The organism is Streptomyces sp. NPDC101160 (genome assembly GCF_044768205.1).
Classification (GTDB): domain Bacteria; phylum Actinomycetota; class Actinomycetes; order Streptomycetales; family Streptomycetaceae; genus Streptomyces.
Window position 1 is genome coordinate 371,567 of sequence record NZ_JBIWPJ010000009.1, and the last position, 16,892, is coordinate 388,458.

A 16,892-nucleotide genomic window follows, 5' to 3' on the forward strand; every position below is an offset into this window, starting at 1 on the left:
GCCGCGGCTTCGTGCGAACGGATGCGAACGGATGCGAACGGACCTGGTCGGTGTCGGTCCGGTCGCGTACGGTGAAAGCCTTCCCCTTCCGTAGTCGAACCCCGAACAGGAGACCCCGTGTCGGTCCTTCCTGGAGCCGAGCCGTACCGCCACGAGGGCGGAGAGGTCGGCGTCCTCCTCTGTCACGGATTCACCGGTTCCCCGCAGTCGCTGCGCCCGTGGGCCGAGTATCTGGCCGGGCGCGGGCTGACGGTCTCGCTGCCGCTGCTGCCCGGGCACGGCACCCGCTGGCAGGACATGCAGCTCACCACCTGGCACGACTGGTACGCGGAGGTGGACCGCGAGCTGCGCGAGCTCACCGCGCGCTGCGCGCGGGTCTTCGTGATGGGCCTGTCGATGGGCGGTGCCCTGACGCTGCGGCTCGCCGCGCGGCACGGCGACGCGATCAGCGGCATCGTGCTCGTGAACCCGGGCAACAAGGTGCACGGGGTCGCGGCGCGCGCGCTGCCGGTCGTCCGCCACTTCGTCCCGTCCACGAAGGGCATCGCCAGCGACATCGCGAAGCCCGGCTCGGCCGAGATCGGCTACGAGCGGGTGCCGCTGCACGCGGCGCACTCGCTGCGGCGCTTCTTCCAAGTCGTCGACGGCGAGCTGCCGCAGGTCACGCAGCCGATGGTGCTGCTGCACAGCCCGCAGGACCATGTGGTGCCGCCGGCCGACTCGGCGCGCATCCTCAGCCGGGTGTCGTCGACGGACGTCAAGGAGATCCTGCTGGAACAGAGCTACCACGTGGCGACGTTGGACCATGACGCGGAGCGGATCTTCGAGGAGAGCTGGGCGTTCGTGACCCGGCTCGCTCCGGAGCTCTCCGGTGCGAAGGCCGAGCAGGCCAAGTAGCTCCGAAAGGCCGAGCAGATCGGCATGGTCGAGGACGTCGAGAAGGGAAGCGCGAGCGGTGGCTGATCAGCAGGACGGGGAGCGCGAGCCGCAGCCCATCGACGAGGAGGCGGCCTGGGCCGCGATCGTCGCGGGGTACGGCGAGGAGCCCGCGGACCCCCCGGGCGCGCGCCCCTTCCGTCCGGACCGTCCGGTGCAGGACCTGGCGCTGCCGGACCTGCCGGACGCCCCGGACGACGGCGGGACGGTGGCGCCGGGGCGCGGCACCGCCTCCGAGTCGCCGGAGAAGCCGGACAAGTTCCGCAAGCCGGAGCCGCCCGCCGAGCCGGACGGGCCGGCGCTCGGCTCGTCGATCGTCTTCGCGCCGGGCGTGGGCCTGGGCGGCCCGCGCGACTACACGCCGGCCGACCCGGACGAGGCCGGCGGCGGCGCGGCCGACGAGGGCCACTTCGTCCCGCCGGAGCCCCCGCCGCTGCCGGAGGCCGACACCACGACCAAGTTCGCCTGGCTGGCGGTGGTCGGCGGCCCGGTCCTGATGCTGCTCGCCGTGCTGCTCCAGTGGGACATGACCTGGTGGCTGACCACGCTGTGCGTGGGCGGCTTCCTGGGCGGCTTCGTGACCCTGGTGGCCCGGATGAAGAGCGACGACGAGGACGACGACGGCTTCGACGACCCGGGCCGGGGCGCGGTGGTGTAACCACCCGGGCCTCTCTGGCGGCCCCGTTCGCACCGCTCGGCGCCGGAGCGCCGCACGGGCTCGGGCTTCGCAGGGCCGCGGCCGCCTCCACGCCGCCGGCGGCGCGGGCTGACGCCGAGCGCGTAGTCGTCCGAAGGCCGCCGTACCCGCGGGGACGGCGGCCTTCGCCGTACCGGAGGCCCGCCCCCTCAGGCCGACGGGCCGGGCGGGCTCGCCGGGATGCGGACCACCGCCAGGACAGGGAGGTGGTCCGTCGCCGTTTCCAGGTCTCCCGGGTCGAGGTCGGTCGGGACGCCGCAGGCGAGGAACTCGACGCCCGGGGTGGCGAGGATCGCGTCGATGCGGCGGTCGGGGGCCCGGGCGGGCCAGGTGGGTTCGGCGCCCCAGGGAGCGGCCGCGCGGCCGTCCTGGAGTTCCTTGGTCAGGCGGGTCCAGGCGCGGCCGCCGGGGCGCTCGTTGAGGTCGCCGGCGACGATCGCGTACGGCGTCCCGAGCGCGGCCACCCGGTCCAGGAGCAGGCCGGCCTGGGCGTGGCGCTCGTCCGCGTACAGGCTCAGATGGCAGCTGACGAGCCCGACGCGCGCGCCGCCGAGGCGGACCACGGCGGTGGCGAGGCCGCGCCGGTGCCGGCCGGGGGTGAGGGGCAGGAGCACGTCCTCGGTGCGCTCGACGGTGGCCCGCAGCGAGCACAGCAGCATCGGCCCGGCGGCGGTCGCGCCGCCGCTCAGGATGACGAGGTCGCACGCGGCGGCGAGCCGGGCCGCGTGCTTGCGCCAGCGGAAGAAGCGCGGGGCCTCCTGGACGAAGACCAGGTCGGGGGCGCAGGCCCGGATCACCCGGGCGAGCGCGTCCTCGTCGTCGCGCATCGAGCGCACGTTGTACGAGAGGACCCGGACGACGGCCGAACCGTCGGGTTCGGTACGGGAGTTGGGCAGCTCGCTGATCGCCATGCGGTCAACATAGACGCCGGTGCCCGCCGAGCCCCAGAGGGCGCGGCGGGCACCGGCGTGAAGCGCCTGCTCAGCCCTGGCGGGCCAGGTCGGCCGCGCCGACGAGTCCGGCCTTGTTGCCGAGCTTCGCGGCGAGGACCTGGGCGTGCGGCCGGTACCGGCCGCCGATCAGCCAGCGCCGGAAGGACTTGCGGATCGGGTCGAGGACCAGCTCGCCCTCGTCGGAGACGCCGCCGCCGACGATGAACGCCGACGGGTCGAAGAGCGACGCCAGGTCCGCGAGGCCGGCGCCGGCCCAGCGGGCGAGCTCGCGGAAGGAGTCGATGGCGACCTTGTCGCCCGCGCGGGCGGCCTCGCTGACGTGCCTGCCCTCGATGCCCTCGGGGGTGCCGTCGCCGAGACCGAGGAGCACCGTGGCGTTCTCGGGGGTGGCGGCGGCGCGCTGCTTCGCGTAGCGGACCAGGGCGCGGCCGGAGGCGTACTGCTCCCAGCAGCCCTGGCTGCCGCAGCCGCACAGCAGGCCGTCCGGGACGACCCGGATGTGGCCGAACTCGGCGGCCACGCCGAAGCGGCCGCGGCGCAGCTTGTTGCCGATGATGATGCCGCCGCCGAGGCCGGTGCCCAGCGTGATGCAGATGACGTCCTCGTGGCCCTGGCCGGCGCCGAAGCGGTACTCGCCCCAGGCGGCGGCGTTGGCGTCGTTCTCGACGACGACGGGGAGGCCGACGCGCTGTTCGACCTTGTCCTTCAGCGGCTCGTGCCGCCAGTGGATGTTCGGCGCGAAGAGGACGGTGGCGCGCTTGTCGTCGACGTAACCCGCGGCGCCGATGCCGACGGCCTCGATCTGGTACCCCTTGCCGGCCTCGGAGACCGCGGCGCAGATGGCGTCGACGATGCCCTCGGGGGTCGGCGGCGTGGGCACGGTGTGCGTGTCGAGGATGTTGCCCTCCTCGTCGACCACGCCGGCCGCGATCTTCGTGCCGCCGATGTCGACGCCGATGGTGAGTCCCATGTGTCCCTCAGTTTCGGTCGAGCCCCGCTAAGGCCCACCGTACCCGAGGAGGACCCGCCTCCTGATCAGTCCTGGATCAGTCCTGGATCAGTGCAGGATCAGTCCGGGATCAGTCCGGGATCAGTCCAGGTCGATGTGCTGGCCGGTGCCGGGGCCCTCGTCCTTGCGGTCGTCCTTGCCCTGGTCCTTCGGGGCACCGGTGCCGGTGTCGGCGCCGGCTCCCGTCGCCTCCCGGGTGTCGCCGCGCGTCCAGCGCGACTCGTGGCCCTGGACGGCGGACCGGTAGGCGGCGAGCAGCTCGTTCCCGGCGGCCGCGAGGTGGTCGAAGACCTCCGGGTTGCGCTCGATGACGGGCTCGACGAGGGCCTTCGCCTGCTGGACGACCTGCTGGACGGTGGCCGCGGCCTGACCGGCGGCGGGGCCGCCGAGCGTGCCGCCCAGGGTCCCGGAGAGCTTGTCGGCGACGGCCTCGAAGAGCTTGCGGAACTCCTCGGCCGGGGTGCCCGGCTCCTCGCTCTGCCGGGCGCGGCGGCGGGCCTTCTCGGCCTCCAGGTCCTCGGCGCAGGCCTTGGCCCAGGCGTCCTGGTCGCTGTCGCTCATGGCGTACTCCTTCGGGCTTCTACGGTCGACGGTACAACGTCCGGGAGCCGCTCAGGGAGCGGTCCTCGGCCAGAGTCCGGGGTCGGGGGTGAACCGGATCCGCAGGTCGCCGTCGACGAGTCCGGCGCCGGTGACGGTGCAGCGGCGCAGTACGGCGGGCAGCGGGACGGCGCGGCGGAACGGGCCGACGGCGAGGAGGAGTTCGTCCCCGCGGCGGACGAGGGAGAGCCCGTCCTTGACGGCGCCGGGCAGCGGGACGTGCCAGACGAGGATGCCGTCCGTGGCGCGCCGGTCCTCGACGGTCCACTCGGCGGCGGCCGGTGCCGTCCCCACGGGCACGGCGAGCAGGGCCAGGTCCTCGGGGCCGCGGACCCCGCGCCCGAGGTGCGGCAGCTCGTGCAGCTCCGGGTGGTCCTCGCGCAGCGCGGCGAGGTGGCGGTGCTGTTCGGCGGCGAGCCCGGCGAACCAGGGGTCGGCCGAGCCGTCGGGCAGTACGCGGTTGGCGACGACGCCGTCGAGGGCGAGGCCCTGGAGCGCGAGCCCGAGGCGGGCGGTGCGCAGGGCGTCGGTGGCGGCGGGGCCCGGTTCGACGACGAGCCGGACGGCGGTGCGCGGGGAGTCGACGACGTCCTGGACGGCGGCCAGCTCCGCCTCCCAGCGGCCGGTGGTCTCGTACAGCCACTGCGCGGGCAGCGGTACGCCGGCGAGCTGGGCGAGCATCGGGCGCAGCGCGCGGGCGGCCTGCCGCTCGGGCGGGAGCAGGCGGCGCAGATAGCGGCGGAGCTGCTCGGGCAGCGCGAGCAGCGTCAGCGCCTCGCGGACCGGCGGCAGCTCGGCCACGACCAGGTCCCAGTCCCCGGCCGCCGCGTCCCTGAGCGCCCGCAGCAGCGCGACCTGCCCGCTGCCGGGCGGCTCGGTCAGCTCGGCCTCTTCCAGGGGCGCGGCGCCGAGCAGATCGAGCGCGGCGGTGGAGCGGGCCTGGAAGGCGAGGAACTCACGGCGGAAGTCCCCGGCGGGGTCGGGAACGAGGAGGTGGAGACTGCCGGCGGGGCCTGCGTCGGTTTCGCCCGGCTCCGTCAGCCGCACCGGGCGCGGCCGCCCGGCCGGGGCCTCGCCCACCGGGAGCCCGGACGTGCCGTCCGCCTCGCCGGAGACGAGGAGCACCCGGCGGCCGGCCCGGGCCTCGGCGAGGGCGGTGCCCGACGCGACGGTGGTCCGGCCGGCGCCGCCCGTACCGGTGACAAGAATGATCCGCATGCGCCGACGGTACCGGCGCCGTGCGCGGACCCCCGCCGGTGAGGGTTACTTCCCCGACTCGACGCGCTGCTTCAGGCCCGCCAGCGCGCGGTCGATGATGACCTTCTCCGCCTTGCGCTTGATCATGCCGAGCATCGGGATCTTGACGTCGACCGTCAGCTGGTACGTGACCTCGGTGGCCGTGCCGCCGGACGCCGGGGCGAGGCGGTAGGAGCCGTCGAGGGCGCGGAGCATCTGGGACTTGACGAGGGTCCAGGAGACCTCGTTGTCGCCGGTCCAGGTGTAGGCGAGGGTGTGGTCGTCCTTGATGGCGCCGGCGTCGAGGAGGAGCCGGACCTTCTGTGCGCGGCCGGCCGGGTCGGTCTCCAGGACCTCGGCCTCCTTCACCTCGCCCGTCCACTCGGGGTAGCGGGCGAAGTCGGCGATGACGCCCATGACCTCGGCCGGGGCCGCCTCGATGGTGATGCTCGAGCTGGTGTGTTCCGCCATCGCGGGGGCTCCTCGTATGGACGCGACTCGTCTTCAGTCTTCAGCGTGCAGGCTATCGCGCCGCTCTCCGGCCCCCGTCACCACTCCGCTGTCACCACTCCAGCGTCCACGGCCGCCCCGTCGCCGCGAAGTGCCCGACGTTGACGCACTCGGTCGCGCCGATCCGCATCCGGCGGACGAGCGGCTGGTGGACGTGGCCGAAGAGGGCGTAGCGGGGGCGGACGCGGTGGATGGCGTCGAGGAGGGCGCGGCTGCCGCGTTCGAAGCGGCGGGCGACGGTGTCGTAGGTGAGCTCGGGGACGTCCGGCGGGATGTGGGAGCAGAGCACGTCGACGTCGCCGAGCGCCTCGACCTTCTCGGCGTACTCCTCGTCGGGGATCTCGTACGGGGTGCGCATGGGCGTGCGCAGGCCGCCGCCGACGAAGCCGAAGACGAGGCCGCCGAGTTCGACGCGCTGGCCGTCGAGGACGGTGGTGCCGGGGCCCGCGAACTCGGGCCAGAGGCCGGGCATGTCCACGTTGCCGTAGGTGGCGTACGTCGGGGTGGGGAAGGCGGCGAACATCTCGGCGTACTGGCGGCGTACGGCGGACTCGATGGCGGCGGCGCGGTCGACGCCGAGCTCACCCCAGAGCCGGCGCCCGAGGTCGCGGGCCTCGTCGAAGCGGCGGGCGGTGCGCAGCTCGACGATGAGGTCGGCGTTCTCGACGCCGAAGAGGTCGGGGAAGATGCCGCGGCTGTGGTCGGCGTAGTCGAGGAAGAGCACCAGGTCGCCGAGGCATATGAGCGCGTCGGCGCCGTCCCCCGCCCGGGCGAGGGCTCCCGTGTTGCCGTGCACGTCGCTCACCACGTTGATCCTCATGACGTCAGCCTAGGGGTTGCGACCTGCGGTTACTTGGGAGTCGGGAAAGCGGTCGACTACTGTGCGGCCAGGAACGCCATAGATGTGTGACGCATGGAACATCTGGCCATGCCCCCTATCGGGAACCACGTACTGATGGGTAACGTCCGGGCAGTCCAGTCGTGCTCACCCCCACCCAGAGCACCCTGCCCGATCTTGGACCGCACCGGTGCATCACACAGAGCCGTGGCCCCGGCGCCCGATGAGGAGCAGCAGTCTTGCGCGAGTTCAGCCTTCCGGCCCTGTACGAGGTCCCCACGGACGGCAACCTGACGGATCTCATCCGCCGCAACGCCTCCCAGCATCCAGATGTCGCCGTGATGGCGAAGAAGGTCGCGGGCGCCTGGGTCGACGTCACCGCGAAGCAGTTCCTCGCCGAGGTCAGGGGCGCGGCGAAGGGGCTGATCGCGGCCGGGATCGAGCCGGGCGACCGGGTGGCGCTGCTCTCCCGTACCCGCTACGAGTGGGTGCTGCTCGACTTCGCGATCTGGAGCGCGGGCGCGGTGACCGTGCCGGTGTACGAGACCAGCTCGCCGGAGCAGATCCAGTGGATCCTCGGTGACTCGGGCGCGACGCTGGTGCTCGTCGAGACTCCGGCGCACCAGGCCGCCGTGGAGTCCGTGCGGGCGAACCTGCCGGACCTCAAGGGCATCTGGCAGATCGAGGGCGACGCGGTCGCGCAGCTCACGGCCACCGGCGCGGACGTCTCCGACGAGCTGCTCGACCAGCGGATGTCCACGGCGCATGCGGACGACCCGGCGACGATCGTCTACACCTCGGGCACCACCGGCCGCCCCAAGGGCTGTGTGCTGACCCACCGTGCCTTCTTCGCCGAGTGCGGCAACGTGGTGGAGCGGCTGAAGCCGCTGTTCCGGACGGGCGAGTCCTCGGCGCTGCTGTTCCTGCCGGCCGCGCACGTCTTCGGCCGGCTGATCGAGGTCGGCTGTGTGATGGCGCCGATCAAGCTGGGCTGTCTGCCGGACATCAAGACCCTCACGGACGAGCTGGCGTCGTTCAAGCCCACGCTGATCCTCGGCGTGCCGCGCGTCTTCGAGAAGGTCTACAACTCGGCGCGGGCGAAGGCGCAGGCCGACGGCAAGGGCAAGATCTTCGACAAGGCCGCCCACACGGCGATCGCGTACAGCCGCGCGCTGAGCACCCCGCAGGGCCCGTCCTTCGGCCTGCGGCTGAAGCACAAGATCTTCGACAAGCTGGTGTACGGCAAGCTGCGCGCGGTCCTCGGCGGGCGCGGCGAGTACGCGATCTCCGGCGGCGCCCCGCTGGGCGAGCGGCTCGGTCACTTCTTCCGGGGCATCGGCTTCACGGTCCTGGAGGGCTACGGCCTGACGGAGTCGTGCGCGGCGACCGCGTTCAACCCGTGGGACCGGCAGAAGATCGGCACGGTCGGGCAGCCGCTGCCGGGTTCGGTGGTCCGGATCGCCGACGACGGCGAGGTGCTGCTGCACGGCGAGCACGTCTTCACCGGCTACTGGAACAACGAGGCCGCGACGGCGGAGGCGCTGGCGGACGGCTGGTTCCACACCGGTGACATCGGCACGCTCGACGAGGACGGCTACCTCGCGATCACCGGCCGGAAGAAGGAGATCCTGGTGACGGCGGGCGGCAAGAACGTCGCCCCGGCGGTCATCGAGGACCGGATCCGGGCGCACGCGCTGGTCGGGGAGTGCATGGTGGTCGGCGACGGGCGTCCGTTCGTGGGCGCGCTCGTCACCCTGGACGAGGAGTTCCTGGGCCGCTGGGCGGCCGAGCACGGCAAGCCGGCCGGTTCGACGGCGGCGTCGCTGCGCGAGGACCCGGAGCTGCTCGCCGAGGTGCAGCGGGCGGTCGACGACGGCAACGCGGCGGTCTCGAAGGCGGAGTCGGTGCGGAAGTTCCGTATCCTGTCGGCGCAGTTCACGGAGGAGGCGGGGCACATCACCCCGTCGCTGAAGCTGAAGCGGAATGTGGTGGCGAAGGACTTCGCCGACGAGATCGAGGCGATCTACTCGGCCTGAGCGTCCCGACCGGCCTGACGGTCGTCGAAACGCCCCTGGTGGGCCCGGGTCACGGGCCGGCCGGGGGCGTTTCGCGCACGTCGGCCGGAACGGACCATTCCGCACAGACCGTTCCGTACAGGCGGTTCCGTACAGACCGTTCCGTACAGGCGGATCCGTACAGACCGTTCTGTACAGACGTTCCGCTCACACGACATGAAAGGCAGTCATGCGGCTCAAGCGCACCGCCGCCGTCCTGGGCACGGCCCTCACCGCCCTCGTCACGCTCACCGGGTGCAGCACCTGGGGCGAGGACGCCGGCCTGCCCGCGGCCGGTGACATGGCGGCCATCGAGAGGCTGGTGAGCGCGCACACCATGTGCAGCGACCTGCGCACCGGCACCGGCGACAGCGGCACCATGGGTCTGGAGTCGAAGGACCCCTCCTGGGCCGTCAAGGAGCGCGGCGTGTGTGGCAACGACGCCGAGGACACGCTCACCCTGCTGTCCCTGTCCGACATGGAGAAGTTCCAGCAGGCCGACAAGAAGGCCGCCGCGGCGGGCCACGACACCCGCTTCCTTCTCGGCCAGGACTTCGCCGTGACCACGACGGACCCGGCAGCGGCCAAGGCCCTGGTGAAGGCCGGCCTGCTGCTCTTCACCTGCGACAAGGACTTCAAGGTCCCGGACGGCTACCGCAAGGAGAAGCTGCTCGTGACGGGGTGCGCGCTGACGGACTACCTGCCGGCGTAGCGCGGAAGCGGACGGCTCGGGACCCGGCAGAGCGCCGCGCGTCCGGTGCCCGCCCCTACAGGAGCTCGCGCAGGCGCTCCGCCAGCAGGTCCCAGCGCCAGCGCTCCTCCACCCAGCGGCGGCCGCGTTCGCCCATGCGGGCGCGCAGCTCGGGGTCGAGGAGGAGGGTGGCGACGCGGTCGGCGGTCTCCTCGGGGACTCCGCCGCGGACGACCCAGCCGGTCTCGCCGTCGAGGACGGCGTCGGGGGCGCCGCCGGAGTCGCCGGCGACGACGGGGAGGCCGGTGGCGGAGGCCTCGAGGTAGACGATGCCGAGGCCCTCGACGTCGAGGCCGCCGCGGCGGGTGCGGCAGGGCATGGCGAAGACGTCGCCGGCGCCGTAGTGCGCGGGGAGTTCGGACCACGGGACGGCGCCGGTGAAGCGGACGGAGGCGGCGACGCCGGTGCGGGCCGCGAGGGCGCGCAGGTCCTTCTCGTACGGACCGCCGCCGACGATCAGCAGGACCGCGTCCGGCACCCGGCGCAGGATCTCCGGCATGGCGAGGATCAGCGTGTCCTGGCCCTTGCGCGGCACGAGCCGCGACACGCACACGACCACCGGGCGGTCGCTGAGGCCGAGCCGTTCGCGCACCTCGGCGCCGCCGGAGTCGGGGTGGAAGGTCTTCTCGTCGACGCCCGGCGGCAGCTGTGTCATCCGCGCCGCCGCGGCCGGTGTCAGCGCGGCGCCGATCCGGGAGCGCGTGTACTCGCCGAGGTACGTGAGGGTGTCCGTGCCCTCGCCGATGCGCCGCAGCAGCTGCCGGGCCGCCGGCAGCTGCGCCCAGCCCGCCTCGTGCCCGTGCGTCGTGACGACGAGCCGCTTCGCGCCCGCGCGCCGCAGCGCCGGCGCCATCAGGCCGAGCGGGGCGGCCGCGCCGAACCAGACCGACTCGCAGCCGTGCTCGCGCAGCAGCGCCGTGGCCCGTGCGGTGACCCGGGGTGTCGGCAGCAGCATGGTGGTGCGGTCACGGATCACCGTGAAAGGCTGGTCCGCGTCGAACGCGGCGGTCGCCTCGATCCCCTCGCGGCTGCGCTTCCACGTGGAGGCGTAGACCACGATCTGTTCCGGATCGAGACGCAGCGCCATGTTGTGCAGGAATGCCTGGATTCCGCCGGGGCGCGGCGGAAAGTCGTTGGTTACGATCAGGGTCTTGTGCATCGTGGCCGACAGTACCGCGATCGCACCCCGAGCCCGGCACCACCACCCTCCGCCCGGAGCAGGCGGACCGACAGGACAGGACGAGGACAGGATGACGGGCGGCGGAGCGCGTACGGCCACGCGCACAGTCACGGCGACGGGCACGGCTGCGGGTACGGCGACGGGCACGGCTGCGGCTACGGACGCGGCCACGGGCACGACCTCGGGCATCACAGCCGGCGCCGTCGGCGCCGACGGCAGCAGCAGCAGCACCGGCGGCATACGCAAGCCCCTCTTCTACTGGGGCCTCACCCGTCTTCTGATACTCCTCACCGTCTTCCGGATCGTCGTCATACCCGGCCCCGACGTCACCAGCGACGTCGAGCAGATCTACCAGGGCTGGTACGAGATCCTGCGGACCGGCACGTACCCCCTCGACGACGTGACCTGGCAGTACCCGCCGGCCGCCGCCCTCGCGATCCTCTCCCCCGCGCTCCTGCCCTTCCTCGGCTACTCGGCCGCCTTCTTCGTGCTCGCGCTGCTCTGCGACGCCTTCGTCTTCGGTCTCCTCGTGTACGCCGGCCGGCGCCCGGGCCGTTCGATGCGCGGCGCCTGGCTGTGGCTGGCCGCAGTGCCGCTGCTCGGGCCGACCGCGTACTCCCGTTACGACCTGATGGTGACCGCCGTCGCGGTGGCGGGCCTGCTCGCGGCGGTGCGCAGCCCGGCGGTGCTCGGCGCGCTCGCCGGGTTCGGCGCGACGCTCAAGGTGTGGCCGGTGCTGCTGCTCACGGGCTGCCCGCGGGGCCGGGCCACGGCCCGTTCGTGGGCGACGGCCGTCGGAGCGGCGGCCGGGGTGGTGACGCTGTGCGTGCTCGCGGCGCCGGGCGCCCTCGCGTTCCTGGGCTTCCAGCGGGACCGGGGCACGGAGGTCGAGTCGCTGGGCGCGCTGGTCTTCCATGTGGCCCGGAACTTCGGCTGGCCGGGCGAGGCCCGGATGAACTACGGCTCGATCGAGTTCCTGGGCCCGGGTGTGCACGTGGTGTCGGCGGCGGCCATGGTGCTGACCGGCGCCGCCTTCGCCTGGCTGCTCGTGTGGCGGCTGCGGGCCCGCCACCGCACGTCGACGACGGTGGCGGACGCGGCCTTCACGGCGGTGCTGCTGTTCGTGACGACGAGCCGGGTGATCAGCCCGCAGTACATGATCTGGCTGGTGGGGCTCGCGGCGGTGTGCCTGGTGTACCGGGCGAGCCGGATGCGCCGGCCCGCCCATCTGGTGCTGTGGGCGACGGCGGTGACCCAGTTCGAGTTCCCGGTGTGGTTCTCGCACGTCTCGCACAGCGACCTGCTGGGCATCGCGCTGCTGCTCCTGCGCAACGGTCTGCTCGTCGCGGCTTCCCTGTCGGCATGCCGGATCCTGTGGCGGCAGACGGTCACCGAGCCGCGGCTGGCGGCGGCGGCTCGGGTGCGGATCCCGGCGCAGCCGGACCGCGACCGCCGGACCGGCGGTGCCGTTGCCGGCGCCGGCGACGGCAACGGCAACGGCCACACCGACCGCGATCGTCAGACCGAGCCCGACAGGAGCCGGGTCTCCGCCTCCGCCCGCTGACCGGCGGCCGCCGCCGGGCGGTGCGTCCGGCGGCGCAGCAGCCCGAGGGCGGTGCACTGGGCGGCCATCGCCAGCGCCATGGCCAGGCAGATCCCGGCGAGGCCGAGGCCGAGCGGCCCGGACAGCACGTACGCGAGCGGCAGCTGCAGCAGCACGCCGACGACGGTGATCCGCGCGAGCCGAGGTGAGTCGCCGCTGCCCTCGAAGACCCCGGCCAGGGCGATGAACCCGGCCATGAGCAGCAGATACGGCCCGAGGCAGCGCAGGAACAGGGCGCCTGCGGCGGCGACCGCGGGCTCGGCGCCGAAGCCGCGCATCACCGGCCCGGCACCGAGGAGCAGCAACCCGGCCGCGCCCGCGCCGAGCACCCCGCCGAGCACGAGGGCCTGCCGGCCGACGGGCCCGCGCTCGTCGTGCCCGGCGCCGAGCAGATGGGCGGTGTGGATGGAGGCGGCCTGGCGGACGGCGTAGAAGGCCATGGTGGCGACGTACATGGCCTTGGTGGCGATGCCGTAGGCGGCGATCTCGGTGACGCCGAGGCGGGCGATGACCGACACGAGGGCAAGCGCGCCGCCCATCCGGACGACGAAGTCGACGGACATGGGCAGTCCGAGGGCGGCGGTACGCCGCAGCGCGGCGACCGTACCGCCGCCCGGGCGGGCGGAGCCCGCGGACCTCGGGAGCGCGGTACGGCGCAGCGCAGCAGCCGTGCGAGCCGCACGGACAGCCTTGACGAGCGCGGTGCCGCGCAGCGTGCCGCCCCGGCGGGCGGAGCCCGCGGACCTGGGGAGCGCGGTACGGCGCAGCGCGGCAGCCGGGCGGGCCTCGGGGGCCGCCTTCAGGGGCGCGGTGCCGCGCGGCGCGGCGGACGGGCGGGCCGCACGTGCGGCCTTCAGCAGGGCGTTGCGGCGCAGCGCGACGAGACCGGCGGCCAGGGCTGCCGTGCGGCCGATGACCGTGGAGACGGCGGCGCCCTCGACGCCGTACCCGTGCACGAGCAGCGGGTCGAGGAGCAGGATCAGGCCGTTGGCGAGGAAGGCGAGCCGCATCGGGGTGCGGGTGTCGCCGGTGCCCTTGAGGACGCCGTCGAGGACGGTGGTGGCGAAGAAGACCGCCATGCCGGGGAGCGAGATCGCGAAGTAGGCGGTGGCGAGGGCGTGCGCCGGGTGGTCGGCGCCGCCGAGCAGCAGTGCGGCGAGCGGGTCGCGCAGCAGCCAGCCGCCGACGGCGACGGGCGGGACGAGCAGCGCGCCGAGTGCGGCGCCGCCGCGTACGGCGGTGCGCAGGGCGCCCGGATCGTCGGCGCCGCGGGCTCGGGCGACGAGGACGGTGGTGCCGGAGGCGGCCATGAGGACGACGCCGAGGAGCAGGTTCTCGACGTTGGTGGCCACGGCGACGGCGGCGACGGCGTCCCCGCCGAGCCGGGCGACCCAGACCATGTTGATGATCCCGGCGGCGACTCCGGCGAGGAGTTCGAGGTAGACGGGTCCGGCGAGCCGGACGAGCGTACGGCGGTGGTTCATGAACGCGCTCCCCCTCTTTTCGCTGTACCTCGATTCGAGGTACAGCGAAAAGAGGTAGCATGCCGTTCGGGTCCCCGACAAGCGCGAAGTCGAGCACGAAGGAGCAGAACACGGTGCTGGAGCTGTCGATCCTCGGCTTCCTCTACGAGCGGCCGCTGCACGGCTACGAGCTCAAGGAGCGCATCCACGGCCTGAGCGGCCACGTCCGCCCGGTCAGCGACGGCGCGCTCTATCCGGCCATCACCCGCCTGGTGAAGAACGGCCTGGTCGACAGCCGTACGGAGCCGGGCAGCGGCGCGGCCCAGCGCCGGACGCTCTCGCTCACCCCGGACGGCCGGGCCGAGCTGCTCGCCCGGCTGCGCTCACCCAGGGACGCCGAGATCACCGACGGCCAGCGCTTCTTCACCCTGCTCGCCTTCCTGGGCCTGCTCCCCGACCCGGCCGAGCAGGCCGCCGTGCTCCGCCGCCGCCAGGCGTTCCTCGACGCCCCGGCCAGCTTCTTCTACGAGGGCGGGGCGCCGGTCCGCGCCGAGGACGAGCCCGACCCGTTCCGGCGCGGGATGCTGCGGATCGCCCGGGCGACGGGCACGGAGGAGAAGGCGTGGCTCGCCGAGACCCTGGCCGAGCTGGACCGGAAGAGCGCCGAGCGTTAGCCGAGCCGCTCTGCCAGATACGCCCGCCACCGCGCCGTGAACTCCTCCGGCGTCGTGTCCAGGACGTCGCCCAGCGCCTTCTCCACCGCGCCCTCGCGCTGCGGATGCGCGCCGACCGCCCGGTAGAACGCGGTCAGCCTCGCCTCGCCCCACCGGTCGGCGATCATCGCGCAGGCCAGCCAGCCGCCCTCGTAGGCGCGGGCCATCGCCTCCGCGTCGCCGCCGAAGGCGAACGCCTTGTCGTCCGGCAGTGTCGCCGGCGTCGTGCCGGCGCGCACCGCGCGGGCGAGTTCGGGGGCGGCCTGGACGGCGGTGCGACCGGTGCCGCGGTAGGCGACCCAGTCGGCGAAGCCCTCGGAGAGCCAGAGCGGGGTGGCCGCGGTGGTCTGGGTGCGGGTGGCGACATGGGTGGTCTCGTGGGTCAGCACGAAGCCCTTGCCGAAGCCGCCGAGGACGGCATACGCGTCCGGGTTGACGATGACCCGGTCCGCGGGCGCCTTGGGGCCGCCGCCGATCTCGCCGGTGGTGACGGCCGCGATGCCCCGGTACGAGGCCGCGGGCGCGCCGAGCAGCCGGCCCATGGCGTCCAGCGAGGCGGGGACGAGGACCACGATCCGGCCGGCCCAGGGCGAGGGCCAGGCGTCGCCGACGGCGGGCACCGCCCGGTCGGCCGCGTCGGCGATCTCCGCCAGGCGCTCCCTGCGCTGCCCCACCCCGAGGACGAGGCTGCGGCGGCCGGTCACCGCCGTCACCTCGCCCTGCTGCCAGAGCTGCTGCGGGGCGCCGTCGGCGGGGCGGTCACCGGTGACGTACCAGCGGCCGCGCCGCTCGGTGAGGTCCACGATCCGCTCGCTGGTCGCGGGCCCGGAGTCGTAGCCCTTGATGCGGTAGCCCAGCTCGGCCCGCGCGGTGGCCCTGCCGGTGCCGGCCGGTTCGACGCGGGTGACGCGATAGCTCCAGCCGCCCAGCGGGATCTTCCCGACCCGCTCGAACTCGGTGCGCGCGGCGGGCACGAGGGCGGGGTCGAGGTCCGCGAGATAGCCGGACTCGTCGCGGTCGAGCAGCGCCTCGGCGTGCCGGTCGAGCAGCTTCTGGATCTCGCCGCGGGGCGGCCCGGTGGGCCCGGGGGCGGTGCACCCGGCCACGAGGAGCAGGGCACCGAGCAGCCATGCACCCGCGCCGCGCGCCGCTCTCCTCCCCTGACCTGCCACGCCCTCGATCGTACGGGGAGAGGGCAAGCCGTCCGGGGCTCAGACCCGGGTCACCGTCACGTGGGACATCATGTTCACCGGGTCGTAGCGGACCCTGGCGCCCGGGTAGGGGGCGTGGATGACCTGGCCGTTGCCGGCGTAGATGGCCACGTGGCTGGCGTCGCTGCGGTAGGTGACGAGGTCGCCGGGCTGGGCCTGGGAGAGCGGGATGTGCCGGCCCGCGTTGCGCTGCGCCTGGGAGGTGCGGGGCAGTGCGATGCCGGCCTGGCGGTACGACCAGACCATCAGGCCCGAGCAGTCGAAGGCGGACGGCCCGGCGGCGCCCCACACGTACGGCTTGCCGATGGCGCTGCGCGCGGCGATCACCGCGGCGGCGGCGCGCGAGGGGCCGAGGTCGGCGAGCGGCGGCAGCTCCTCGTCGAGGGCGGCCCGGCCGGAGCGCGAGGCCCGGTCGAAGCCGGCCCGCTCGTCCGGGGTGAGCGAGGCGAGCACCCGGCGGGCCTCGGCGAGCTTGCGTTCGACGGTGCGCTTGTGGCGGGCCACGTCGGCGCGGCTGCGCTCCAGTTCGGCGAGGGCCCGGCCGGCCTCGGTGCGCTCCTGCGCCAGTTTCCGCAGTTCGCCGCGGAGTTCGTCGAGGGCGGCGCCCTGCCGAACGGTGACCCGGTCGAGCACGGAGGCCCGCTCCAGGTAGTTCTCCGGGTCGGCGGAGAGCAGCAGGGCGAGGGCCGGGTCGATGCCGCCGGAGCGGTACTGGGCGCCGGCCACCGAACCGAGCGCGCCGCGCATCCGGTTGATCCGCTCCTGGCCGCGGGCGAGCCGGTCCTGCGCCTGGGAGACCGTGCGGCGCAGCTGGTCGGCCTTCTCGTCGGCCCGGTTGTAGCCCTCGGTGGCCTGCTCGGCCTCCTCGAAGAGCCGGTCGACGGTGGCCCGGGTGGCGCGGGTGGTCTGCGGCAGCGGGCCGCCCGGGTCGGCGTGCGCGGGGACGGCACCGAGGGCCGTGGCCGCGGTGGCCGCGGCTGCGGTGATGACGGTGACCCTGGCGGGTCGTCGGTGGGACGCCACGGATCGCGCTCCGTTCGGCTCGGCGGACTGCTCGGCGGACTGGCAGGCGCCAGACAGTAGCCGGTGATCAACCTGCGTCCAACGAAGGTGTCGGGCACGCAAAGTGACGCCCCGC

General features: G+C 74.1%; 16 protein-coding genes. 6 read left to right on the forward strand and 10 right to left on the reverse strand.

The window, feature by feature from the left end; genetic code table 11:
• The first annotated feature begins 117 nt into the window (after nucleotides 1–117).
• A complete protein-coding gene (locus ACIRSU_RS29545) occupies nucleotides 118–897 on the forward strand; it encodes an alpha/beta hydrolase (RefSeq protein ID WP_403798389.1) in 780 nt (259 codons plus the stop codon).
• Nucleotides 898–955: 58 nt separating this feature from the next.
• On the forward strand, nucleotides 956–1,594 hold the full coding sequence (locus ACIRSU_RS29550) for a hypothetical protein (RefSeq protein WP_403798392.1): 639 nt from the start codon (nucleotides 956–958) through the stop codon (nucleotides 1,592–1,594).
• Between the two features lie 188 nt (nucleotides 1,595–1,782).
• Here ACIRSU_RS29550 and ACIRSU_RS29555 read toward each other — a convergent pair whose 3' ends face one another.
• From ACIRSU_RS29555 to ACIRSU_RS29580, 6 genes are all read right to left on the reverse strand, one after another.
• On the reverse strand, nucleotides 1,783–2,544 hold the full coding sequence (locus tag ACIRSU_RS29555; RefSeq protein WP_403798395.1) for an endonuclease/exonuclease/phosphatase family protein: 762 nt from the start codon (nucleotides 2,542–2,544) through the stop codon (nucleotides 1,783–1,785).
• A gap of 70 nt (nucleotides 2,545–2,614) precedes the next feature.
• Complete coding sequence (locus ACIRSU_RS29560) at nucleotides 2,615–3,556, reverse strand: ROK family glucokinase (RefSeq protein WP_403798398.1); 942 nt, start codon at nucleotides 3,554–3,556, stop codon at nucleotides 2,615–2,617.
• Between the two features lie 120 nt (nucleotides 3,557–3,676).
• Complete coding sequence (locus tag ACIRSU_RS29565) at nucleotides 3,677–4,156, reverse strand: DUF5304 domain-containing protein (protein ID WP_403798400.1); 480 nt, start codon at nucleotides 4,154–4,156, stop codon at nucleotides 3,677–3,679.
• A 51-nt stretch (nucleotides 4,157–4,207) separates the two neighbouring features.
• Nucleotides 4,208–5,413 carry an ArsA family ATPase gene (locus tag ACIRSU_RS29570; RefSeq protein WP_403798403.1) on the reverse strand — a complete coding sequence of 402 codons (1,206 nt, stop codon included), beginning with the start codon at nucleotides 5,411–5,413 and terminating at the stop codon, nucleotides 4,208–4,210.
• A 45-nt stretch (nucleotides 5,414–5,458) separates the two neighbouring features.
• Nucleotides 5,459–5,902, reverse strand: coding sequence for an SRPBCC family protein (locus ACIRSU_RS29575; RefSeq protein ID WP_403798406.1), 444 nt, complete (start codon nucleotides 5,900–5,902; stop codon nucleotides 5,459–5,461).
• Nucleotides 5,903–5,993: 91 nt separating this feature from the next.
• On the reverse strand, nucleotides 5,994–6,749 hold the full coding sequence (locus ACIRSU_RS29580) for a metallophosphoesterase (protein WP_403798612.1): 756 nt from the start codon (nucleotides 6,747–6,749) through the stop codon (nucleotides 5,994–5,996).
• 269 nt (nucleotides 6,750–7,018) lie between these two features.
• Here ACIRSU_RS29580 and ACIRSU_RS29585 point away from each other — a divergent pair, with 269 nt between their 5' ends.
• On the forward strand, nucleotides 7,019–8,815 hold the full coding sequence (locus tag ACIRSU_RS29585) for an AMP-dependent synthetase/ligase (protein ID WP_403798409.1): 1,797 nt from the start codon (nucleotides 7,019–7,021) through the stop codon (nucleotides 8,813–8,815).
• Nucleotides 8,816–9,023: 208 nt separating this feature from the next.
• Nucleotides 9,024–9,545, forward strand: coding sequence for a hypothetical protein (locus tag ACIRSU_RS29590; RefSeq protein ID WP_403798412.1), 522 nt, complete (start codon nucleotides 9,024–9,026; stop codon nucleotides 9,543–9,545).
• A 55-nt stretch (nucleotides 9,546–9,600) separates the two neighbouring features.
• Here ACIRSU_RS29590 and ACIRSU_RS29595 read toward each other — a convergent pair whose 3' ends face one another.
• Nucleotides 9,601–10,743, reverse strand: coding sequence for a glycosyltransferase family 4 protein (locus ACIRSU_RS29595; RefSeq protein ID WP_403798414.1), 1,143 nt, complete (start codon nucleotides 10,741–10,743; stop codon nucleotides 9,601–9,603).
• Between the two features lie 91 nt (nucleotides 10,744–10,834).
• Between ACIRSU_RS29595 and ACIRSU_RS29600 the strand changes: the two genes are divergently transcribed.
• Nucleotides 10,835–12,328, forward strand: coding sequence for a glycosyltransferase 87 family protein (locus ACIRSU_RS29600; RefSeq protein WP_403798417.1), 1,494 nt, complete (start codon nucleotides 10,835–10,837; stop codon nucleotides 12,326–12,328).
• Here ACIRSU_RS29600 and ACIRSU_RS29605 read toward each other — a convergent pair.
• Nucleotides 12,283–13,851: an MATE family efflux transporter gene (locus ACIRSU_RS29605; RefSeq protein ID WP_403798420.1), complete on the reverse strand. Its 1,569-nt coding sequence runs from the start codon at nucleotides 13,849–13,851 to the stop codon at nucleotides 12,283–12,285. The two genes, ACIRSU_RS29600 and ACIRSU_RS29605, sit on opposite strands and share 46 nt — an antisense overlap.
• 113 nt (nucleotides 13,852–13,964) lie before the next feature.
• On the opposite strand from ACIRSU_RS29605, the gene ACIRSU_RS29610 reads away from it, so the two are divergent.
• A complete protein-coding gene (locus ACIRSU_RS29610; protein WP_403798615.1) occupies nucleotides 13,965–14,504 on the forward strand; it encodes a PadR family transcriptional regulator in 540 nt (179 codons plus the stop codon).
• Here the strand turns inward: ACIRSU_RS29610 and ACIRSU_RS29615 are convergent.
• Both ACIRSU_RS29615 and ACIRSU_RS29620 read right to left on the reverse strand, forming a co-directional pair.
• Nucleotides 14,501–15,715 carry a hypothetical protein gene (locus ACIRSU_RS29615; protein ID WP_403798423.1) on the reverse strand — a complete coding sequence of 405 codons (1,215 nt, stop codon included), beginning with the start codon at nucleotides 15,713–15,715 and terminating at the stop codon, nucleotides 14,501–14,503. The genes ACIRSU_RS29610 and ACIRSU_RS29615 overlap by 4 nt on opposite strands.
• Nucleotides 15,716–15,754: 39 nt before the next feature.
• Entirely contained in the window at nucleotides 15,755–16,777 is a 1,023-nt protein-coding gene (locus tag ACIRSU_RS29620; RefSeq protein ID WP_403798425.1) for an NlpC/P60 family protein, read from the reverse strand.
• Nucleotides 16,778–16,892: the final 115 nt, after the last annotated feature.

What these genes read in the sequence shown, in the direction of transcription:
- ACIRSU_RS29555 (WP_403798395.1), bottom strand. Translation starts at nt 2,544, where the DNA reads ATGGCGATCAGCGAGCTGCCCAACTCCCGTACCGAACCCGACGGTTCG.
- ACIRSU_RS29560 (WP_403798398.1), bottom strand. Translation starts at nt 3,556, where the DNA reads ATGGGACTCACCATCGGCGTCGACATCGGCGGCACGAAGATCGCGGCC.
- ACIRSU_RS29565 (WP_403798400.1), bottom strand. Translation starts at nt 4,156, where the DNA reads ATGAGCGACAGCGACCAGGACGCCTGGGCCAAGGCCTGCGCCGAGGAC.
- ACIRSU_RS29570 (WP_403798403.1), bottom strand. Translation starts at nt 5,413, where the DNA reads ATGCGGATCATTCTTGTCACCGGTACGGGCGGCGCCGGCCGGACCACC.
- ACIRSU_RS29575 (WP_403798406.1), bottom strand. Translation starts at nt 5,902, where the DNA reads ATGGCGGAACACACCAGCTCGAGCATCACCATCGAGGCGGCCCCGGCC.
- ACIRSU_RS29590 (WP_403798412.1), top strand. Translation starts at nt 9,024, where the DNA reads ATGCGGCTCAAGCGCACCGCCGCCGTCCTGGGCACGGCCCTCACCGCC.
- ACIRSU_RS29595 (WP_403798414.1), bottom strand. Translation starts at nt 10,743, where the DNA reads ATGCACAAGACCCTGATCGTAACCAACGACTTTCCGCCGCGCCCCGGC.
- ACIRSU_RS29600 (WP_403798417.1), top strand. Translation starts at nt 10,835, where the DNA reads ATGACGGGCGGCGGAGCGCGTACGGCCACGCGCACAGTCACGGCGACG.
- ACIRSU_RS29605 (WP_403798420.1), bottom strand. Translation starts at nt 13,851, where the DNA reads ATGAACCACCGCCGTACGCTCGTCCGGCTCGCCGGACCCGTCTACCTC.